General features: G+C 70.2%; 15 protein-coding genes and 1 tRNA gene. 7 read left to right on the top strand and 9 right to left on the bottom strand.

Going from position 1 to position 20,214, the window contains the following annotated elements; genetic code table 11:
- Nucleotides 1-36: 36 nt before the first annotated feature.
- Entirely contained in the window at nucleotides 37-633 is a 597-nt protein-coding gene (locus BS75_RS06205; protein ID WP_081982129.1) for an ATP-binding protein, read from the bottom strand.
- Nucleotides 634-954: 321 nt separating this feature from the next.
- Here BS75_RS06205 and BS75_RS06200 point away from each other — a divergent pair.
- Nucleotides 955-1,037, top strand: a tRNA-Leu gene (locus BS75_RS06200).
- A gap of 140 nt (nucleotides 1,038-1,177) precedes the next feature.
- Here BS75_RS06200 and BS75_RS06195 read toward each other — a convergent pair.
- Nucleotides 1,178-3,919, bottom strand: a complete 2,742-nt coding sequence (locus BS75_RS06195) for a carbohydrate-binding protein (protein ID WP_197091905.1) — start codon at nucleotides 3,917-3,919, stop codon at nucleotides 1,178-1,180.
- Nucleotides 3,920-5,217: 1,298 nt separating this feature from the next.
- Here BS75_RS06195 and BS75_RS43975 point away from each other — a divergent pair.
- Nucleotides 5,218-6,996, top strand: a complete 1,779-nt coding sequence (locus BS75_RS43975; RefSeq protein WP_231607685.1) for a carbohydrate-binding protein — start codon at nucleotides 5,218-5,220, stop codon at nucleotides 6,994-6,996.
- Between the two features lie 112 nt (nucleotides 6,997-7,108).
- On the opposite strand, the gene BS75_RS06185 is transcribed toward BS75_RS43975, so the two are convergent.
- On the bottom strand, nucleotides 7,109-8,350 hold the full coding sequence (locus BS75_RS06185) for a glycoside hydrolase family 3 N-terminal domain-containing protein (RefSeq protein ID WP_034087478.1): 1,242 nt from the start codon (nucleotides 8,348-8,350) through the stop codon (nucleotides 7,109-7,111).
- A 587-nt stretch (nucleotides 8,351-8,937) separates the two neighbouring features.
- Entirely contained in the window at nucleotides 8,938-9,516 is a 579-nt protein-coding gene (locus BS75_RS06180; RefSeq protein WP_034087477.1) for a TetR/AcrR family transcriptional regulator, read from the bottom strand.
- Between the two features lie 101 nt (nucleotides 9,517-9,617).
- Here BS75_RS06180 and BS75_RS06175 point away from each other — a divergent pair, with 101 nt between their 5' ends.
- Nucleotides 9,618-11,846 carry an MMPL family transporter gene (locus BS75_RS06175; protein WP_042440974.1) on the top strand — a complete coding sequence of 743 codons (2,229 nt, stop codon included), beginning with the start codon at nucleotides 9,618-9,620 and terminating at the stop codon, nucleotides 11,844-11,846.
- Between the two features lie 129 nt (nucleotides 11,847-11,975).
- Nucleotides 11,976-12,497, top strand: coding sequence for a putative immunity protein (locus BS75_RS06170; RefSeq protein WP_034087476.1), 522 nt, complete (start codon nucleotides 11,976-11,978; stop codon nucleotides 12,495-12,497).
- A 46-nt stretch (nucleotides 12,498-12,543) separates the two neighbouring features.
- Here BS75_RS06170 and BS75_RS06165 read toward each other — a convergent pair whose 3' ends face one another.
- Entirely contained in the window at nucleotides 12,544-13,800 is a 1,257-nt protein-coding gene (locus tag BS75_RS06165) for a TDT family transporter (protein ID WP_063771632.1), read from the bottom strand.
- A 95-nt stretch (nucleotides 13,801-13,895) separates the two neighbouring features.
- On the opposite strand from BS75_RS06165, the gene BS75_RS06160 reads away from it, so the two are divergent.
- Together BS75_RS06160 and BS75_RS06155 are read left to right on the top strand one after the other, a co-directional pair.
- Nucleotides 13,896-14,846 carry a LysR family transcriptional regulator gene (locus BS75_RS06160; RefSeq protein ID WP_034087475.1) on the top strand — a complete coding sequence of 317 codons (951 nt, stop codon included), beginning with the start codon at nucleotides 13,896-13,898 and terminating at the stop codon, nucleotides 14,844-14,846.
- Between the two features lie 244 nt (nucleotides 14,847-15,090).
- Nucleotides 15,091-15,888, top strand: a complete 798-nt coding sequence (locus tag BS75_RS06155) for a hypothetical protein (protein ID WP_034087474.1) — start codon at nucleotides 15,091-15,093, stop codon at nucleotides 15,886-15,888.
- Between the two features lie 574 nt (nucleotides 15,889-16,462).
- Here BS75_RS06155 and BS75_RS43970 read toward each other — a convergent pair.
- A complete protein-coding gene (locus BS75_RS43970; protein WP_042440975.1) occupies nucleotides 16,463-17,299 on the bottom strand; it encodes a LamG domain-containing protein in 837 nt (278 codons plus the stop codon).
- 236 nt (nucleotides 17,300-17,535) lie between these two features.
- Complete coding sequence (locus BS75_RS51345; protein WP_052069230.1) at nucleotides 17,536-18,525, bottom strand: ricin-type beta-trefoil lectin domain protein; 990 nt, start codon at nucleotides 18,523-18,525, stop codon at nucleotides 17,536-17,538.
- A 250-nt stretch (nucleotides 18,526-18,775) separates the two neighbouring features.
- Between BS75_RS51345 and BS75_RS06145 the strand changes: the two genes are divergently transcribed.
- The gene (locus tag BS75_RS06145) at nucleotides 18,776-19,027 is read left to right on the top strand and encodes a hypothetical protein (protein ID WP_034087473.1); all 252 of its coding nucleotides are present in this window, start codon (nucleotides 18,776-18,778) and stop codon (nucleotides 19,025-19,027) included.
- Here BS75_RS06145 and BS75_RS06140 read toward each other — a convergent pair.
- Nucleotides 19,016-19,948 (bottom strand): IS3 family transposase, encoded by a 933-nt coding sequence (locus tag BS75_RS06140; RefSeq protein WP_081982160.1) that lies wholly within the window; start codon nucleotides 19,946-19,948, stop codon nucleotides 19,016-19,018. The two genes, BS75_RS06145 and BS75_RS06140, sit on opposite strands and share 12 nt — an antisense overlap.
- Entirely contained in the window at nucleotides 19,924-20,214 is a 291-nt protein-coding gene (locus tag BS75_RS46105) for a transposase (RefSeq protein ID WP_081982048.1), read from the bottom strand. The genes BS75_RS06140 and BS75_RS46105 overlap by 25 nt, the downstream gene beginning before the upstream one ends.

Here is a 20,214-nt window from a genome sequence, read left to right as displayed (position 1 = left end):
GTGACGTTTTTGCAGAAGCGGGGCGCAGGTCGGCGGTCAGGGATACCGGCCGGGTGACGGCACGGTCGCGCCCGGGCCGGTCGTCCCCGGGCGGCTCGTGCCCGGGCGGGCCGTGGCCGGGCCCGTGGCGCTGGACGCCAGCGGCATCGAGGCCCAGACGATCTTGCCGCCGCCGGCCGTCCGCTCCACGTCGCAGAGGCCGCCGGCCCCCGTGCTGACCGCCTTCACCAGCAGCAGTCCGCGTCCCCCGGTCCGGCCGAAGTCGTTCTGCAGCGCCTTCGGCCGGTAGGGGTGGCTGTCCTCCACGGAGAGCCGCACCCAGCCCCCGCCGATCACCACCTCGACCACGATCTGCGGCGAGAGCAGCGCCGCGTGCCGGACCGCGTTGGTGACCAGCTCGGAGACGATCAGCAGCAGGCCGTCGAACAGCTCGGCATGGGCCGGGCCGCTCAGCCCCTGGGCGATCAGCAGGTCGCGCACCGCGTGCCGGGCCTGCGGGACGGACACCTCCACCGCCGGGGCGGCGAAGCGCCACACCCCCTCGACCCCGGGTGCGGGCGGCGCGGGAGCCGGTGGTGGCGGCGGTGGCGCGGACGCGGTGGCCGGAACGGGAACGGATTCGGGGTCGTGCATGTCGCTGCCGCCATCCTCATGATGCGTGCGAGCCCGGACGGTCTCTGGCGCCATCGCTGTCGGCTCGTCCGCCATCACACCTCTCGATCACGCTGGGTACTGCTGCGGATGCGTAAAGTGTCCACTTCTTGGCTGCCGATGACTGCCTCGGTCCGGGGCGGACCCTCTTCCGGCTGCTCTCGACGGTCACCAGCGATGTCGATTGCTCGCCGAGCAGGCACGGAGCCGTCGCCCGAGGTGGACCACGGTCAGAAGCACTCCGTTTCCTTGGTATTGTTTTCCCTGTCAGCACGACGGAGACGCCGGACTGACGAGCCCGATGCGCGGGTGGCGGAATGGCAGACGCGCTAGCTTGAGGTGCTAGTGCCCTTCGGGGCGTGGGGGTTCAAGTCCCCCCTCGCGCACAGAGGAACACCGACGAAACCGGTTGTTCCGCACCGACGGAAGTCGGTACGGAACAACCGGTTTCTTGGTTGTCGGGGTCAGGCCCGGATCTTCGCGGCGTCATCGGCCGCAGCCCCGGTTCGGTCGGGTGCGAATCGGGTCAGTTGAACGAGACCACATCGCTGGGGCCGATATTGGTGGAGCTCACCGCCGCGCCGGTGCCGTCGACCACGGAGGCGATCCCGCCGGAGCCGTTGAGGAACACGGTCAGCAGGTCGTTCATATGAATGCCCGAGGTGGTCGGGACCTGGAACGCCATGGCGTTCTCGATCGCGACGCCCTGGTCGAAGTAGGAGTAGCTGCCCAGGCCGTAACCGGTGAAGCTGGTGACGCTGTTGGGGACGTAGATGGCCGGGTAGCCGTCCTGCGTCGAACTGGACATCCAGGCGGACTGGGACGGCACGTCGTACGGGTTCTCGTTCTGGAAGAAGAGCAGCTCGCCGTTCTGGCCGTTCCACTCGACCTCGTAGCCCTGGTAGTGCTCGACGGCCAGGCCGTACGCGGAGACGCTGTTGCCATTGACGATCAGGCCGTTGGCGCCGGTATTGGCCGTCCAGCCCACGCCGGTGCCGTGGTCGGCCCGCCAGGCCCACACGTCGTCGATGATCGAGTTGTTGCTGTCGTCGACGAAACTGGTGGTCGCCGAGCCGGCCTCCGCGCCGCCGATCCGGAAGGAGACGTCGTCGACGGTCACCGGGTCGGCGGCGTTGTTCGCCGTCGAGCCCGCTGCGCCGACCTGCAGCAGGACCGGGGAGTTGACCGGTCCGGCGTCGAAGATCAGGCCGGAGACATTGACGCCCGGCACGTCCGCCACGTTCATCGTCACGTTGCCGGCGGTCGGGATCAGGGTGGCGAAGCCGAGGCCGATGATCTTCGTGTCCGCCTTGGTCACGTTGATCGCCGAGGCGTAGCTGTACACACCCGGGGTGAACAGCAGGTTGTCGCCCGCAGCCAGCGCCGCGTTGATCTGCGTGATGGTGCTGGACGCGTTGACGACGTAGAAGGTGTTGTTCACCGAGAGCGAGGTGCCCGGGGTGCTGCCGCCGGACCAGGACGGGCCGCTGGTGTTGGACTGGACCGAGGGGACGAACACGTCGTAGTTGCCCGAGGAGTCCTGGTACAGGTAGGGCTCCTGCTCGGAGACCGGGCAGTTGGCCAGCGTGGTGTAGGAGGCCGGGCCGCCACTGTCACCGGAGTTGCCGGCGAAGCTCTGCGCCGGGGCGCCCGGGGCGCCGCAGAACACCTGGTTCCACACGGCGTTGCTCCAGCTGCCGACCGTGGTGTCCTGGGTGAAGTACTGCTGCTGCGAGCCGTTGGTGACCGTGCCGTTCAGGTCCGAGTCACCGATGTAGCCGCCCGAGGCGTAGTCCGGCGAGCCGTCGCAGAAGTCCATCAGGGTCGTGTTGCCGTTGATGTCCACCCGACGCAGCGGGGAGTCCTGCGAGGACGCCCATACCTCGTCGCCGGCGAAGCAGCCGGTCAGACCGGCGACGTTGATGGTCAGGTTGGTGATGGAGCGCCAGAAGTTGTCGGTGGCGTTGCAGTTGGTCTGCACGCCGCCGGGGCACTGGTTGTAGGAGTCGATGGTGCCGTTGATCACGGTCTGGCCGGGGTTCTGGCCCAGGCCCGCGACCGCCTCGTAGTAGCCGACCTGGAAGTCCAGCGGACTGGCCGCGGTGCCGTAGGTGCCGGGCTCGAAGAGTAGCTCGTAGCGCTGGGTGCCGAACTGGTTCGGGTTCTGCTGGCTGCCCAGGCTGGTCAACTCGCTCTGGATCGTGGCCTCCGGCTCGCTCGGGGTGAACACGATCACGTTCGAGCCGAGGCTGCCGCCGGTGGCCGGCGGGGGCGTGCCGCTGCCGGAGGTGGCGAAGGTGAGGTAGTTGATGTTCCAGCCGGGGTTGTCCTGGTCGAGTCTGAGGGTTTGTTGGCCGGCGGGCAGGGTGACGGTGGTGGTGACGGTGGTCCAGGTCTGGTAGCCGCCGGTGGCGGGGGTGTTGATGTTTCCGCTGAGGTTGGTTCCGGCGGCGTTGGCGATGTGGAGGGCGTCGGTGACGGCGGTGGGTGCGGCCAGGCGCAGGCTGACGGTGTAGGTGCCTGCGGTGGCGGCGTTGACGGTGTAGTTGAACCACTGTCCGGCTCCGGTCCAGCCCAGGTCGTAGCCGCCGCCGGTGTCGGTGGTGGCCTCCAGGTCGACGCCGTCGGAGCGGTAGCTGTTGCCGGAGCCGTTGACGGCGGTGACGCTGTAGGCGGTGCCCTGGCCGCCGGTGTCGTAGTTCTCTGCCTGCACGGTGCCCGGCAGCGCTGCCGCCGTACCGCCGTACGGGGCATCGGAGTTGGCGAAGGTGAGGTAGTTGATGTTCCAGCCGGGGTTGTCCTGGTCCAGCGTCAGCGTCTGGGCACCGGCGGTCAGGGTCACGGTGGTGGTGACGGTGGTCCATGTCTGGTAGCCGCCGGTGGCCGGGGCGGCGATGCTCCCGCTGAGGTTGGTTCCGGCGGCGTTGGCGATGTGGAGGGCGTCGGTGACGGCGGTGGGTGCGGCGAGCCGCAGGCTGACCGCGTAGGTGCCCGCCGCCGCGGCGTTGACGGTGTACTTGAACCACTGTCCGGCCCCGGTCCAGCCCAGGTCGTAGCCGCCGCCGGTGTCGGTGGTGGCCTCCAGGTCGACGCCGTCGGAGCGGTAGCTGTTGCCGGAGCCGTTGACGGCGGTGACGCTGTAGGCCGTGCCCTGACCGCCGGTGTCGTAGTTCTCCGCCTGCACCGTCCCCGGCACCGCCGCCGCCGTACCCCCGTACGGGGCATCGGCAGCAGCATACGCCGCAGTGTTCGCACCGACGATGCTCACGGCCGACAGGGCAGCGAGGGCGAGAGCCGCCCGGAGCCTGGGGCGGGATCTGGGCCGACTCGGCTTGCCGCGTGACGGCACGGGCAGCCGTGGGTTGAAGAAGTGCCTCATTGCTGTTCCTTCTGCTTCCTGGTCTTATCCCTGATCACCGGGTCCGGACGGCTTGCTGTCCCATCTCCCGGGCCAGGTAGAATCCTTGGGCGCCGATCCCGTTGCAGGTGCGCTGTCGGCGGCACGCCGACGGTGGAGGCGTCGGGCGCGTCCGTGGGCAGGTCGGAGTTGTGCGCGGCGAAGGTGCGGGCGCCGTCGGACTGGGGGTGGGTGGCGCCCGATGTGCCGACGGCGCCTGCGCCGCCGGTGAAGTCCCAGCTCTCAGCCTCGGAGCGGGTGTTGTCGAGCTCCGGGGATCACGTGGGGTGTACCGCCCGTGGACCGGGTACGGACGGGAGTCGACAGCGGGTTCGGCACCCGTTGCGGCCTCAGCTGCATGTTGCGCGTGTGTGGACGCCGGCCGCCCCGTGGGTGGCTGACGGCCGGGAAAGCGTTCTCTCCACGGCGGAAGTGAACTCTCACGTCCCTGCTGCGTCAATAGTGCATACACAGCGGCCCGAAAACCGGCTCGCGGAGCAACGCCCGTCGGCCATGGGGCACGCGCGCGAGGGCGACGAGGGGACCACGACCCCTCGGCCGTACGCCTGGTGGGGCGGGAGAACCGCGAAACGCGGGTTGCGGGCACGGCGGCCGGGAGGATTGACATGTCCTCCCGGCCGGAGTAAACCCGTCCAGGAGAGAGAGCGCTCTCTAAACGCTGTCCCCACCCTGCCAACGGCGTTCAGCGAGAGTGGTCGATCCGGGACAGGCCTGGTCCGGCCTGTCCCTCACCGCTGACCCCCGGAACCGCCGGCGCCGAACCGCTCCTCGCCGACGGCTCCGGCCTGTGCATCGGCAGGCACCACGCCACCACCGCCAACGGCGTGCACCTTCGGCGCCACCCTGCCAACCGCACCTGTGCCCGGCGGCTCAATCCCCTTCGGCGCTCCGCTCCAGGGACAGATGACGCGACCGATCCGGACCGGGTGAGCAGTAGCGAAGACCGAGAATCAGAGAGGACAGCAATGAGGCACTTCCTCAGTTCGCGGTTACTGCCCGCATCCGCGCGCAGACCGAGCCGACGCCGATCCCGCCCGAAGCTCCGGGCGGCCCTTGCCGTCACAGCCCTGTCCGCCCTCACGCTCGTAGGCACCCACACTGCGGCGTATGCCGCCGCCGATGCCCCGTACGGGGGTACGGCGGCGGCGGTGCCGGGGACGGTGCAGGCGGAGAACTACGACACCGGCGGTCAGGGCACGGCCTACAGCGTCACCGCTGTCAACGGCTCCGGCAACAGCTACCGCTCCGACGGCGTGGACCTGGAGGCCACCACCGACACCGGCGGCGGCTACGACCTGGGCTGGACCGGAGCCGGACAGTGGTTCAAGTACACCGTCAACGCTGCGGCGGCGGGCACCTACGCGGTCAGCCTGCGGCTGGCGGCCCCGACGGCGGTGACCGACGGACTGCACATCGCCAACGCCGCCGGCACCAACCTCTCCGGTCCGGTGACGGTACCGGCGACCGGGGGCTACCAGGACTGGACCACGGTGACGGCCAGCGTGACCCTGACCGCCGGCGTCCAGACGCTGACGCTGGACCAGGACAACCCCGGCTGGAACATCAACTACCTCACCTTCGCCAACTCCGATGCCCCGTACGGCGGTACGGCGGCAGCGCTGCCGGGCACCGTGCAGGCAGAGAACTACGACACCGGCGGCCAGGGCACCGCCTACAGCGTCACCGCCGTCAACGGCTCCGGCAACAGCTACCGCTCCGACGGCGTCGACCTGGAGGCCACCACCGACACCGGCGGCGGCTACGACCTGGGCTGGACCGGAGCCGGACAGTGGTTCAACTACACCGTCAACGCCGCCACCGCAGGCACCTACACCGTCAGCCTGCGCCTGGCCGCACCCACCGCCGTCACCGACGCCCTCCACATCGCCAACGCCGCCGGAACCAACCTCAGCGGAAACATCAACACCCCCGCCACCGGCGGCTACCAGACCTGGACCACCGTCACCACCACCGTCACCCTGCCCGCCGGCCAACAAACCCTCAGACTCGACCAGGACAACCCCGGCTGGAACATCAACTACCTCACCTTCGCCACCTCCGGCAGCGGCGGAGGTACCGGCTACGGCGGCTTCCCGGCGTCCTTCTGGGGCAACACCAGCAGCATCCCGGGCGCTTCGGGCGCCATCGAGTTCGACTTCCTCAACGCGACCAACGGGCAGTACCCCGACAGCGAGGTCTACTGGGACGTCAACGGCGTCGAGGAGTCGATCGCGCAGTCGCCGTACTACACCATGACCTCGTGCAACTCCTGCCGGATCTACTTCTACCTCGGCTCGCCCACCAGCCAGTACAACGACTTCATCGAGCTCAACTCCAGTGGCACCACGATCAACGCCGACACCTCCCGGGTCGACGCCTTCGGTCTGCCGCTGGCCATCCACCTGCACAACTCCGACGGCTCCGACACCGTCGTGGGCGAGGACGACCAGGTGTTCTCCGAGAGCAGGACGGCTCTCTTCCAGCAGTTCGAGAACTCCGTGCCCGCGCCGTTCCAGCAGCTCGCCACTGTCGACGCGCCCTACAACATCCCCGCACCCGGTGACGTCGCGGCCTTCCAGCCCGGTGGGGCGAACGCCAACTACATGGTCTCCTACGCGGCCTCGGAGGGCGCCACCGAGACCAGCCAGCAGGTCTTCGGATGCCAGGGCGGCGGAAGCCCGAGCCTCAGCGGTGACCCGAGCCTGTGCGCCGGCCTCAACCGCTGTGTGGCGCAGTTCTCCACGGCGGTGCAGAACACACCGTCGGACTACTACCAGAACGCGCCCTGCAACTACTACGCCGCGTTCTGGCACTCGGTCGCCGTCAACGGCCTGCAGTACGGCTTCGCCTACGACGACGACAACGGTCAGTCCTCCGACTTCAACACCACCGACGCACAGTACGTCCAGGTGGCCATCGGCTGGTGACCCGGCCCCACCTTGTTCCCCGTGCGGCGTAGCGGCCCTTGGACCGCTACGCCGCACGGCGGCACGACCGGGGTACCGCCGGTGTGCAGGCGTTGAGCCGGACGTCGACCCCTCAGGCGGGGCAGAGGTCCTCGTGGCGGACCGCCAGAACGGCGGCAGCGGCGTCGACCAGGCGGGTGCGCGGGAGGTGGCCGTCGGCGACGGCGGAGACGATGGCGTCGGCAATGGCGTTGGTCTCGCCGGACTCGTTCGACATCAGGCCGAACATCACCATGTCCGAACCCGCGCTGATGGCCTGGACGGCCGCCTGCGGGATGGTGAAACCCGCGCCGGAGATCGCACCGGCACTGAGCGAGTCGGTGATCACCAGTCCGCCGAAGTGCAGGGTGTTCCTGAGTACGCCCAACTGGGTGGGGGAGAGGCCGGTCGGGTACGCCGCGAAGCCGGGGACGGTGTCGTTGGAGGCCATCACGGCAGGTGCCCCGGCTGCGATGGCGGCGGCGAAGGGCGGGAGGCCGACCCGCTGGACGACCGGCCAGGGCACGGTGTGGGCCGGGGCGATGTCGGAGTTGTAGCTGGATCCGCCGAGCCCCGGGAAGTGCTTCAGTACCGGGATCACCCCGCCCGCCCGCAGCCCCGCCATATAGGCGAGGGCATCCCGGGTGACCACGGCGGTAGAGCCGCTGAAGGACCGCCAGCCGTCAGGATTGCTGTCGCTCGGCGGTTCGTCCCGGCCGTCCACGTCCACCACCGGCGCGAGGTCCATGTTCACGCCTTCGGCCGACATCCGCTTGGCCACCTCGGTCACCGCCTGCTGGATCTCGGCCGGGCTCCAGTGCGTGCCCATCCAGGCCGGCCAGGGCAGCGAGCCCACCAGGTTGGCCATCCGCTGGATGTCGCCGCCCTCCTCGTCGGTCATCACCAGCAACCCGATCCGGCCCGGCACCCGCTCCCGGAGCGCGGCCAGCCGACTGCCCAGGGAGGACGGGGCGGAGGTGCCGAAGAGCACCACCCCGCCCACGCCCGCCTCGACCTCGGAGGTGACGTCCTGCGGAGAGGTCTCGGCGACCGGCACCGCGACGGTCAGCAGCGCCAGCCGACGGGTCGGCCAGGCGGCGAGCCGGGCGGCGGTGGTGCAGTCGCCCGCCGCGGCGGTTGGGGTTCGGCTCGCCGATGTCGATGCTGATGCCGACGTTGACGTTGACGCCGAGGCCGGAGTGCTCCGGGCGGGGGTGGCGGACGCGCCCGCCTGGTGCGAGGAACTGCTGTGACCCGACGTGCAGGCCGCGATCAGCGCCACCGCGCACACTGCCACCACGCCATTGCGCAGGCTGCCGCGCAGGCCGGCTCGCATATCGGCTCTCATGCCCGTTCGCGCCCCGGTCCGGACGCCGGTGCGCCTCCGGCTGCGCCGCGCGGCGGGGCTCCGGCGCGGTCGCGGGCCGGGGGACGGGTCGGGGGAGGGACTGGTGTCCACGGGCGGGGTCCTCCGTCGGCAGGTCGGCTCGGTGTCGGGGCGCGGTACAGCGGCGGACGCGGTCGTCGCCAGGGCGGCCGGCGTCGCGGAGGCCTCTCTGCAGTCTTCCGGAGCAGCGGGCCGTTCGCCCGCCGTTCCGCCGACTGCCGACCCTGTATCTCTCCGCATCTCTCCGCCGACCCCGCGCTTCCGCCGGACCGACCGGTCGTCCTCGGTGCGGCTCGGCCGAGCCCGGTGCGGTCCACGGCGAGCAGGGGCCGTGCTGTCGTTGGCGTCGTGCGTAGGACGGCGATTCCCCGTCCGCCAGTTCCGAGCCTGCCGGGATTTCCCGGCGCCGGCCGTGCGCATGCCCGATCGGCCCTCGCGGCTCTCGATCGGCTCTCGCGACTGTCGGGGCTGTCACACGGCTGCCCTCACGGCTGCCCTCACGGCTGCCCTCACGGCAAGGCGTCCCGCGCGCGGGTTCAGAGCGAGGCGAGGCCGGCCTGGAGGAAGCGGAGCGCGACGGTGATGGCGCGGTCGTGTTCGGGGCCGGTGGGGCTGTCGGCGATCTCGGTGAGGACGGCTGCCGCCGCTGCCGCCGCGATCCGGGGGCCGATGTCGTCCGGCGTGGTGCCCAGGTCCTCGGCGACGGCACGGGTGCCCTCGCGGATGGCGTCGGCCATCCGGGCCGTGCGCAGCGCGCGCAGCTCGGGGTTGGCGGCGAACATCCGGTGCGACAGCTCCTGCAGGCCCTCCTCGTAGGGGCGGGCGTGCTTCTCGGTCAGCCAGCGGCCCATGATCTGGGTCGCCGTCTCGTTCGGGCCGCGATCGGCCAGGGCGTCGGCGAGGCACTGGGTGCTCTCGCTGAACCTGGACAGCGCGATGTCCTGCTTGGTCGCGAAGTAGAGCGTCACCGTGCGCGGCGAGACCTCGGCCGCCTCGGCGATGTCGGCGACGGTGGTCGCGTCGTAGCCGCGCTCGGCGAAGAGCCTGAAGGCGGCACGGATGATCGCAGCACGTCGCTGCGCCTTGTTCCGCTCCCTGAGCCCGTCCTCCGCCATGCGCACAGGTTACCGCCGATGGTCATTTTGCAGCCGACTGTAAAAATGCATTAGGTTGCAAGAATCGCCCGAGGGGGTACTCGCGAGAGAGAAGGCCGGGGATGGCTGGACGGTTGTATGCGTTGGGCCGGTGGGCGGCGCGCCGCCGGGGACGGGTCCTGGCGGTCTGGTTGCTGTTGCTGGCCGTGGTCGGCGGCCTGGGCGCCGGTCTCGGCGGCAGCTTCACCACCACGTTCTCGGTGCCCGGCATCGAGTCGCAGCGGGCCCAGGACCTGCTCCAGGCCAAGTTCCCGGCGGCGGCCGGTGGCGACGCCCGCGTGGTCTTCGCCGCCGCGCCCGGCTCCACCCTCGCCGGCGCCCGGGAGCAGGATGCGATCGCGGCGAGCCTCCGGGCCGCCGCCCGGGTCCCGGGCGTGATCCGGGTCACCGACCCGGCTGCCACCGGTGCCGTCTCGGCCGACCGGACCATCGCCTACGGCGATGTGCTGTTCCGTCAGATCCCGGACGACGTACCGCATTCTGCCAAGGACGCGCTCTCCGCCGCGATGGCCCCGGCTCGCGACGCGGGCATGGACGTCGAGTTCGGCGGCACAGCCGAGCACCCGGTCACCCAGGTCGGCGGCCCCGGTGAGGTGGTCGGCGTGGTCATCGCCTTCGTCATCCTCGCCGTCGCCATCGGCTCGCTGCTGGCGGCCGGGCTGCCGCTGCTGATGGCGATGGTGGGGGTCGGGATTGCGGTCCTGGGCGTCCAGTTCGTCGCCCGCTTCGTCCAACTCACCAACACCGCGACCGTGCTGGCGCTGATGATCGGGTTGGCTGTCGGCATCGACTACGCCCTGTTCATCGTCTCCCGCCACCGCGAACAACTCGCCGAGCCCGGCAGCGACCTGCACGACTCGATCGGCCGGGCCACCGCCACCGCCGGCAGCGCGGTGGTCTTCGCCGGGACCACCGTCGTGGTCGCGCTCGCCGCACTCGCCGCCACCGGTATCCCCTTCCTCGCCGCGATGGGGCTGGCCGCTGCCGCCGCCGTGCTGATCGCCGTGCTGCTGGCGCTCACCCTGCTGCCCGCGCTGCTCGCCTTCGCCGGCGAGCGGATCCGCCCGCGCGCGCCCAAGCCGTCCGGTACTGCCGGGCGTTCGGCTAGGCGCGCCCCTGGCGCGTGGGGGCTGGCCTGGGCCAAGCTCGTCGGCCGGGCGCCGGTCGCGGTGCTGCTGGTCGGCGTCCTCGGCCTGGCCGCCATCGCCGTGCCCGCGCACAGCCTGCGGCTCGGCCTGCCCAGCAACGAGACCCAGCCGGTCGCCGGCACCCAGCACCGCAGCTACGACCTGCTCAGCAAGGGCTTCGGCTCCGGCTTCAACGCCGCGCTGACGGTGGTGGTCGACGCCACCGACATCCCCGCCGCCGAACGCGCCCCGCTGCTCCAGCAGTTGCGCGGCAGCCTGGCCAAGGACCCGGACATCGCCACCGTGGCGCTGGCCGTGGCCAACAGCGACGGCACCCTCGACGTGGTCACCATCATCCCCCGGAGCGGCCCGGACGCCCCGGCCACCAGCACCCTGGTGCACCGACTGCGCGAGCAGGACAAGTCGGCCGTGAGCCGGGCCGGCGGAACCCTCTACGTCGCGGGCAACACCGCCGCCGCGATCGACATCTCGGCCAAGCTGTCCGCCGCGCTGCCGCTGTTCCTGGCGATCATCGTGCTGCTGGCGCTGGTGCTGCTGACCCTCGCCTTCCGCTCGCTGCTGGTGCCGCTGAAGGCGGTGCTCGGTTTCCTGCTCTCGACGGCTGCCAGCCTGGGGCTGGTGGTCTGGGTCTTCCAGGAGGGCCACCTCAACGGCGCCTTCCAGGTCGCCGCCGCCGCGCCGGTGATCTGCTTCCTGCCGGTGCTACTGATCGGTGTGCTCTTCGGCCTCGCCATGGACTACGAGGTCTTCCTGGTCAGCCGGATGCGGGAGTACTACGAGGAGACCGGTGACGCCGCCGGCGCCGTCACCCACGGCCTGGCCCGCAGCGGCCGGGTGGTCTCGGCCGCCGCGCTGATCATGGCCACCGTCTTCGGCAGCTTCATCTTCGACAGCGACCCGATCATCAAGTCGATCGGCTTCGCCCTCGCCGTCGGCGTGCTGATCGACGCCTTCGTGGTCCGGATGACGATCGTCCCGGCCATCATGGTGCTGTTGGGACGCCGGGCCTGGTGGCTCCCGTCCTGGCTGGACCGCCTCCTGCCCAACGTCGACATCGAGGGCGCCTCGCTGCCGCAGGCCGGGTCCGCCGCCGCCGGGTCCGCCGCCGCCGCGTCCGAGGCCCGTGCCGAGACTGACGCCTGACCCCTGCCGTGGGTACCGTCCGCCTCCCACTGTCGGTCGGGGGTGGGTGGGCGGACGGCGTCCCGATTCCCCTTCCTCGGGTTATGCGGTCCGGACAGCCGCCTTCGCCCGGGCGGGCATGATGGGCGGATGGACGAGGTGACCATCAGCGAGGAAGACCGCCGACTGCTCGGGCTCTGGGCCGCCGACTGCGTCGAGCGGGTGCTCCCGCTCTTCGAGGCGGAGGCCCCCGGCGACACCCGTCCCCGCGAGGCGATCGAGGGCATCCGGAACTTCGCGCGCGAGGGGAGGCGGACCGCACGACTGCGCTCTCTGGCCTGGGCCGCGCAGGCCGCCGCGCGTGATGTCGCCGACCCTGCCGCCACCGCCGCTGCCCGCGCCGCCTGCTACGCGGCGGCGACCCCGTACATCCACCCACTGGCCACCCCGCACCAGTCGAAGCACGTCCTGGCCCCGGCGGTGCACCAGGCGCGCGCCCGGGAGTTGGCTGCGGGCGAGGACACCGGGGCCGGTGATGTGGAGATCCGCTGGGCGATTGAGCACGCCCCGCCGGCAGTGAGCGAGTTGCTGCGGCGGATGCCGGCCCGCAATCCCGGTCGTACTCGGCTGGACGTGCTCTACCACCGGCTCGACGAAGCCCTGCGCCGCTGATTCGGCGGACAGTGGCCACGTCGGCGGGCTGCGCCGCGTCGGCGGTTCACACGGCGTTGGCGGACCGGACGGCGTCGGCGGCTCGCACGGCGTCGGCGGGCCGGACGGCGTCGGCGGGCTGCGCCGGGGCGAGGAACAGCCGTCCGCGCAGACTGCCCAGCAGGGTTCGGGTCGCCACCGTGCCCCAGGCCCCGACCAGGACCGCGAAGAGGACGATGGCAGCGATCCGGAACCCGTCCGAGCCGGTGTGCAGCGCGAGCCCGGTGGTACCCGTGACGCAGGTGCCGATCGGGAAGGTGAAGGACCACCAGGTCAGCGAGAAGGGGATGCCGTCCTTGCGTGCGGTGCGCAGGGTGATCGCGCCCGCCAGGACGGCCCACAGTGCGGCGAAGCCCCAGACCGGGACGCCGTAGACGACACCGAAGGTCTGCAGCGCCGACGCGTAGGGGGCGGGTATCGCCTCGTGCGCGGCCCCGCCGAGCAGGTTGGCGGCGGTGACCGACTGGCCGAGCGGACCCAGCACGATCCACAGGGTCGGCACCATCCGCGCCGGACCCGCGCCGTGCAGGCCGAGCCGGACCAGCAGCACCGTGATCACCGCCATCGAGGCCACCAGGCTGAGACCGAACATGGCGTAGCAGGCCAGCAGCAGGGTGAGCCGGGGCTGACCGGCCGGGGCGTACGGCAGCAGCAGCGCCCCGGTCGAGGCGGAGACCATCGGCGGGACCACGGACATCAGCCACCCGCCGAAGGGGCTGTCCGAGCGCACCGTGTGCCGGGTGATCACCAGGTACGGCACCGCGACTGCCGACACCAGGCCGAGCGCGGTCCCGGCGAACCACAGCGTCCAGTCCAGGTCGACGGCCGCGCGCAGTCCGATCAGATCCCGGCCCAGCAGCAGCGCGCCGGAGCCGACGGTGAGCAGCGCCATCGGCGGGGCGCCGTAGAAGTGAGCCATCACCGGATCGAGCGCGTGGCCGCGCGCGGTCGCCGGGTGTCGCAGCCAGTGCACGGCGGTGGCCACGGTCACGGCCACCAGCAGGAACGCGGCCAGCGCCCAGACCGCCGTCGCGCCCGCCCGCAGCCCGGGCAGTTGCAGCGGCAGCGAGGCCGCAGCCACGGCGATGATCCCGGTGCCCATCACCGAGGCGTACCAGTTCGGCCCGAGGTGGGAGAACACCTGGCGCGGGTGCTCCAGGTCGCGCAGCAGCCCGCGTCGCGCGGGCCCGCCGGTCACCGGACCGCAGTCGGGACGGGGGTCGGCGGGGGCAGCCGGGCGGGACGGCGAGAGCAGCTTTGTCATGCCATCCACGCTGCCCGGAGCGAGCGGCCACCGGTAGCCGTCGCTGCCTTGCAGGGGTACAAGCAGACCTTGTAGCCCTGGGCTACGCTGGAGCCATGGCCCTCAGCTCCAGGATGCCCGACCTCCGGGCGATGGAAGTGCTGCTCGCGGTCGCCCGCACCGGCAGCCTCAATGCCGCCGCCCGGGAGCTCGACGTCAGCCAGCAGGCCGTCTCGGCCCGGGTCAGCTCCATGGAGGCGCAGACCGGAGTCCAGCTGGTGGTCCGCACCCCGCACGGCTCGGCGCTCACACCGGCCGGTGTGGTCGCCGCCGCCTGGGCGTCCCGGCTGCTGCAGGTGGCCGAGGAGGTCGACCTCGGACTCACCGCGCTGCGCCAGGACCGGCGCGCCCGGCTGCGGGTCAGCGCCAGCCTCACCATCGCCGAACTGCTGCTGCCCGGCTGGCTGGTCTCCCAGCAGGCCGCCGTGCGGACCGGCGCGCCGCGTCCGGCCGAGGTGGTGCTGACGGCCGCCAACAGCGACACGGTCATCGAACAGGTCCGCCACGACCAGGCCGACCTGGGCTTCATCGAGGGCCCGGACACCCCGCGCGACCTGCGCAGCCGGGTGGTCGGCCACGACACCCTGGCCGTGCTGGTCCGTCAGGACCACCCCTGGGCCCGTCGGCGCACCCCGGTCACCGCCGCCGAGCTGAACGCGACCGCGCTGGTCAGCCGCGAGCCCGGCTCGGGCACCCGCGACGCCCTCGCCGCCGCGCTGCGCACCGCGCTGGGCGCCGACGTCGTCCAGGCCGCGCCGGTGCTGTCGCTGTCCACCACCGCCGCCGTCCGCGCGGCGGTGCTGGCGGGAGCCGGGCCCGCCGTGCTGAGCGAACTCGCCGCCGCCGACGACCTCGCCGCCCAGCGGCTGCACCGCGTCCCGGTCGTCGGCATCGACCTCACCCGTACCCTGCGCGCCATCTGGCAGGGCCCGCGCACCCCGCCCGCCGGCGCGGTCCGCGACCTGATCACCCACATCGCCGCCACCTCCGGCGCGACGCGAGCCTGAACCGCCGCGCGGACATCGCCTGCGCGAAGCCGCCTCCACGCAGGCGCCTGCATGAAACCGCCGCCACGCAGTCGCCTGCATGAATCCGCCTGCCGGGCCGCGTCTGATCCCACGGCCCGTTCGCGTCGACTGCTGTTCACCCGCTGCTGGTGACACGTGTACCCAACCGGTCCTCCGATGAGCTGGAATCAGCTGTTCCCCTTCACCGGGGATCTGCAGGAGATTCCCAGAGAGGCACTGCCCCATGAACCGACGTACCTTCGCCGCCACCGCTGCGGCCGCCGTGGTCCCCGCGCTGCTGTCGGCGACGCCGGCCGTCGCCGACAGCCGGCGCCACAACCTCCCCGGAGAGCGTGCCGACGCCCGGCTGCAGCGCGAGATGCTCGACAACCTCACCGCCGAGCTCGACGACGCGGCCACGGCGCGCCTGTCGGTGCCGCGGATCTTCGACATCGGATTCAACTGGGACCCGCCGACCACGCCGCTCGCCGACATCGACTTCATCGTGGCCTACAGCTTCGGCGACCGGGCCCCGGCCGGCGGCGGAGACCCGACCAAGGTGCTCTACGAGCCGGGCCCGGTGAACGAGGCACTGGCCGCCACCGTCGCCCAGGTGCGCGCCCGGCGGAACGTCCCGGTCTACGCCCAGTGGGAGATCGCCAGCTTCCTGACGTCCACTTACAACATGTCGGACGTCACCGCGATCAACCCGGTGATCGCGGCCGACGGCACCATCACCTACCTGAGCACCTTCGGCGTCGCCCAGCAGGTCGCCGCCGACCGCAAGCAACTGCCCGGCGGCATCGGCACGGCAGGTGTGATCGGCTTCCGGGACCATGTGAAGCGTTGTGTGGAGACCACCCGCCTCGCGGGCATGCCTGCCGCCTACGCCCCCGCCGGTTTCGACATGCCCGACACCTACGACCCCCAGTCCGGCCAGACCTGGACCCGCCGCCGCGACCTCTACCTGGTCCACGACATGAGCGCCCAGTGGCAGATGCTCGAACCGCAGCTCCTCGCCGCCGCCTACCCCAACGGCTGAAGCGGCAGCGAAGCGCAGGCCTGTTGGCACGGCGCCGCCGGTGCGAGGAGAGGGAGAGACTCAGGCCAGAAGTGACTTGGCGTCAGATATGACAACTGCCTCTCACCACGCGCCCCTTCGGGGCTGACCGTTCGTCCCGGGAGCGGGTGGAAGCGCGGTGCTGTGGCGTTCACGAACGCCGGGGTATCGGTGCGGCAAGATCGTTGACGATTCGTGCGGACGCAGGGGCGACCCGGGGCGCCCATCGCGATCGCTGCGGAATTGTCGCTGCTGGTGTTCGGAGAGAGTCGAAACGGATGGTGGCGCCTGGGAGCAGGCCACGGTGAGCCGGGCCGATTGTCGGGATCGGCCCGGCCCGGGAAGCCGCAGTGGGCGGATGTCCCGGGCCGGGGGAGGACAAGGGCATGCGCTTCCTGAGCGGATGCCGCGATCGGCGAGCGCAGTACGGGCTTACAGCGGCAGTCCTTCACCACATCTTGGATTGGGATCTGAATGGGTGAAGGTCTGCCACTGCTGGCGGGTTGGGAGCCTGGGTTGGGTGGTCAGTGTGGGTGGGTTGGGTTGGGCTGCTGGTTCAGTTCAGTCCGGTGAGTGGCGGGGGGTTGTCGCCGATGGAGGTGGCGGCGGCGGGTGACAGGGCGGTGTTGTAGACGTGGACGTCGCTGATTTCGCCGGGGAAATCGGCGACGCTGCCGGGTGTGTTGCCGCCGTCGGCGGCGCCGATGAGCAGGGGGCCTCCTGCGGGTGTGGTCCAGGGGGTGGTGTCGGTGTCGGTGCCGGCGAGGTTTCCGTTGACGTACAGGTTCATGGCACCGGTGGTGGCGTTGTAGACGCCGACGAGGTGGGTCCATTGGCCTGTGGGGGTGACGCCGGTGCCGGCGTGGAAGTAGGTGAGTGTGTTGGCGGCGTCGGTGCCCGGCATGACCAGGGCCCAGCCCTTGTAGGCGGGTGAGTACTGGAGGTAGAAGCCGCAGCGTGCTCCGCTGGTGTCGCGCTGGCACAGGGCGGTGTAGTAGTCGTTGGTGTTGTAGTTCTGGTTGAGGTTGACCCACAGGGAGACGGTGTAGCTGCCGCTGGTGTTGACGACGGGGTTGGTGGTTGCGGCGTAGCCGGTGGTGCCGTCCAGGCTCAGAACGGTGCTGGTGGGGTTGGCGGGCAGCAGGGCGGGATGGCCCGCGACCGTCTTGGTCCCTTGGGTGAGGTTGGTGTCGGTGGTCCAGGCGGCACTGCCGTTGAGTGTGGCTGTGTTGGGGCCGGCGGGGCCGCCGATGCTGTCGGTGGCGGTGGTGCTGCTACCCCCGTCGTTCAGCTCCCACCAGGCGGTTGCGGTGCTGTAGGTGCCTTGCAGGACCGGCGTTTGGAAGGTCGCGGTGCCGGTGCTGGTGGGGGTGGCGCCGGAGTAGTCCATCATTTCGCCGTCGGGGGTGGAGGCGTAGAGGTCGGGTTCACCCAGGCCGGTCTTGTCCCCGGGGGAGGCGAGTTTGGGGTAGGCGGCGGTGGGGAGGTTGGGTCCGAAGCTGGTGGGGTCGGTCAGGGGACCGAAGGGCTGGTTGGCGGTGGTGGCTGCGGTCCAGTCCTGTTCTGGGCCGTTGTCGCAGGTGGCGACGGTGAGTTGGGTGCCGACGGTGGTGGCGCTGCCGGGGTCGGTCAGGCACAGGCCGCCGGCGGTCTTGAGCTGGCCGGTGGTGGTCGCGGTCCACCGCTGGTGGCGGTGGGGGTGGTGGCGCAGGGGTTGAGCACGGCGGTGGTGCCGTTGACCGGCGTGGTGGTGGCGAGGTCGAGGCAGTTGCCGACGGCGGTGATGGTGCCGTTGGTGTGCATGGTCCAGGACTGGGCGTTGGTCTGGTCGCAGTCCCAGGTCTGGACGGGGTTGCCGGTGGTGGTGAGGCCGAAGTCGTCGTCGGCGCACAGGTGGTTCCCGTCGGCGGCGGTCAGCGGCAGCGTCAGGGGCAGGGTGGGCGGGGTGAGGGTCTGGACGGTGCCCTGGCTGTTGGTGATGGGCATGGTGTAGAGCGTGCCGGTGGTGCGGTCACGGACCCACAGGGTCGGGGTTCCGGCTGTCTGGGGGGTGGTGTTGAGGTTGCCGCCGAGGGTGCCGGGGGCGATGAGGTCGAAGTTGGACCAGTTGCCGGTGCCGAGCAGGACCGGGCTGTTGAGTACGTTCCCGGTGAATGTGTAGAGCCAGAGCTGGCCGTTCTCCATGGTGATGAGGGTGGGCCGGTCGTCGCCGGCGGTGGTGCCGATACTGCCGGGGGCGATCATTTGGGTGATGGTGCCCCAGTCATTGGAGTTGCTGGCGTTGGTGTAGTAGCCGTTGCAGGTCTCGGTGCAGGTGGGGCGGCTGAGACTGGTGACATCCTGTGTCTTGGTGAAGTACCCGGGGGTGCCTTGGAGTTCCTTGTCGTTGCCGTATTTGTACATCTGGTGGGTGCGGGTGTTGTAGGCGAAGAGGTCGTCGACACCGTTCTCTTCGAGGGTGCCGCGGTGGGCGATCAGGAAGGTGTTCCAGGTGTCGGTGTCACCGGGGGTGTAGCCGGGGACGGTACTCGGGGTGCTGGCGATCTGTGAGGCGGCGGGGGAGCCGGGGTCGGTGTTGCCGGGCAGGAGGATCAGGTTGCCTCCGCTGGTGGCGAGCATGTCCGGGACGCCGTCGCCGGTCAGGTCGCCGGCGTGGACGTTGGTGTCGGGGTTCCAGGGGGCGTAGAAGGTGTAGCTGGAGGGGACGGCGGCGGTGTTGCCGGCGTTGTCGATGGCCTGGACGTAGAGGATGTGGGTTCCCCAGGTCTGGGGGGTTATCGGGATGGAGCCGGTGCCGGTGCTGTCGGCCGGGACGTAGCTGAAGCCGACGGTGGGGATGGGCTGGTCGAGGGAGTAGCGGAAGCCGGCGATGCCGCTGGCGGCGATGCAGCCCTTAAGGGTGCAGGTGGAAGGGTTGGGGGCGGGGTCGGTGCTGGTCGCGGTGAAGGTGCTGCTCTGGCCGGCGTACTTGTCCGGGGTTCCGCCGCTGCCCGCAGCCGGGAAGTCGGTGTCGGTGATGGTGGCCGAAGCGGGAGGGGTCAGGTCGACATTGAAGGTGCAATTGGTTGTGGCGGTCGACTGGAGGCCGACCGATTTCGAAGACAGTCTTCTATGCTGCTAGTGCTGCGCTAAATGTAGACCTGCTCTCGAATTCATAGGGCGATAGGTAGCCAAGTTCCCGCTGAATCCTGCTTCTATTGTAGTAGGACTCGACATATTCAAATATGGCGGTTTTGACCTGCTTGATTGTTGCCCATACATGCAGGTGAATGAGTTCCTTCTTGAGGGTTGCGTTGAAGGACTCGGCCGCAGCGTTGTCGAAGCAGATCCCCGTCTTTCCTACCGAAGGGATGACCCCGTTGTCAAGGCAGTGGTCGCGAAATCTACTGCCGGTGTACTGGCTGCCACGATCCGTGTGCATCACGGCTTCTCCCTGGCCTGGCCGGCGGTTGCGGATGGCCATATCGAGCGCCTGGACCACCATGTCTTCACGCATATTGTCAGCGATGGACCAGCCGATGAGCTTGCGCGAGTATCCGTCGATCACCGTGGCCATATAGGCCCAGCCCTCTGCGGTATGAATATATGTGATGTCCCCGTACCATATTTGGTCTTTCTTTTCCGGGACGAAGTTGCGCTCGACGAGATCCACCAGGCCCCGTCGGTTCGCGGGGTCCTGGAGGGTGGTGGCCCTGTAGGGGCTGGGGTGGACGCAGGCCAGTCCAGCAGCCCTGGCCAGGCGCCGGACACGCTTGGGCGACACGCGCTCGCCCTGGCGGGCCAGCTGGGCGTGTATCCGATCGATTCCGTACCTTCCCTTATTCGTTTTGTCGATGGCGATGATGAGTCGCGTGAGCTCGACATCGCGCCGCGCGTGCCGGGACTCCTCCCTGCCGATCCACGCATAGAAGCCGGCTCGAGATACATGCAGCATCTGGCACATGAAGTTGATGGGATACCTGAAGCGGCGCGGCTTGCCAGCCTGCTCGTCTCTGACTTGCAGGATAAAGGCGAACTTTATTGATTCTGGCTTGCAAACCACGCCGCTGCTTTTTTTAGAAAATCCCGCTCCATTCGGAGCTTTCGGTTTTCCTCTTCGAGTTCCTTCATATGGACGCGCTCATCGATAGTAAGCGGCTTGTCTTTGATGCTTCCGCTCCTCTTTGCGGCATTTACCCAGCTCCCGAGGGTTCCCTCGTTCAGGCCGAGGTCCCGGGCGATCTCAGCCACGGGCCGGCCGGAGCTCACTACAAGCTCTACGGCCTCTGCCTTGTATTCCGGAGCGTACTTCTTCCGCTTTGAAACCAT

This window comes from Streptacidiphilus albus JL83 (assembly GCF_000744705.1).
In the GTDB taxonomy this organism is placed as follows: domain Bacteria; phylum Actinomycetota; class Actinomycetes; order Streptomycetales; family Streptomycetaceae; genus Streptacidiphilus; species Streptacidiphilus albus.
The sequence above is the reverse complement of the archived record's forward strand: the minus strand, read 5'-3'. Positions and strand labels throughout refer to the sequence as shown.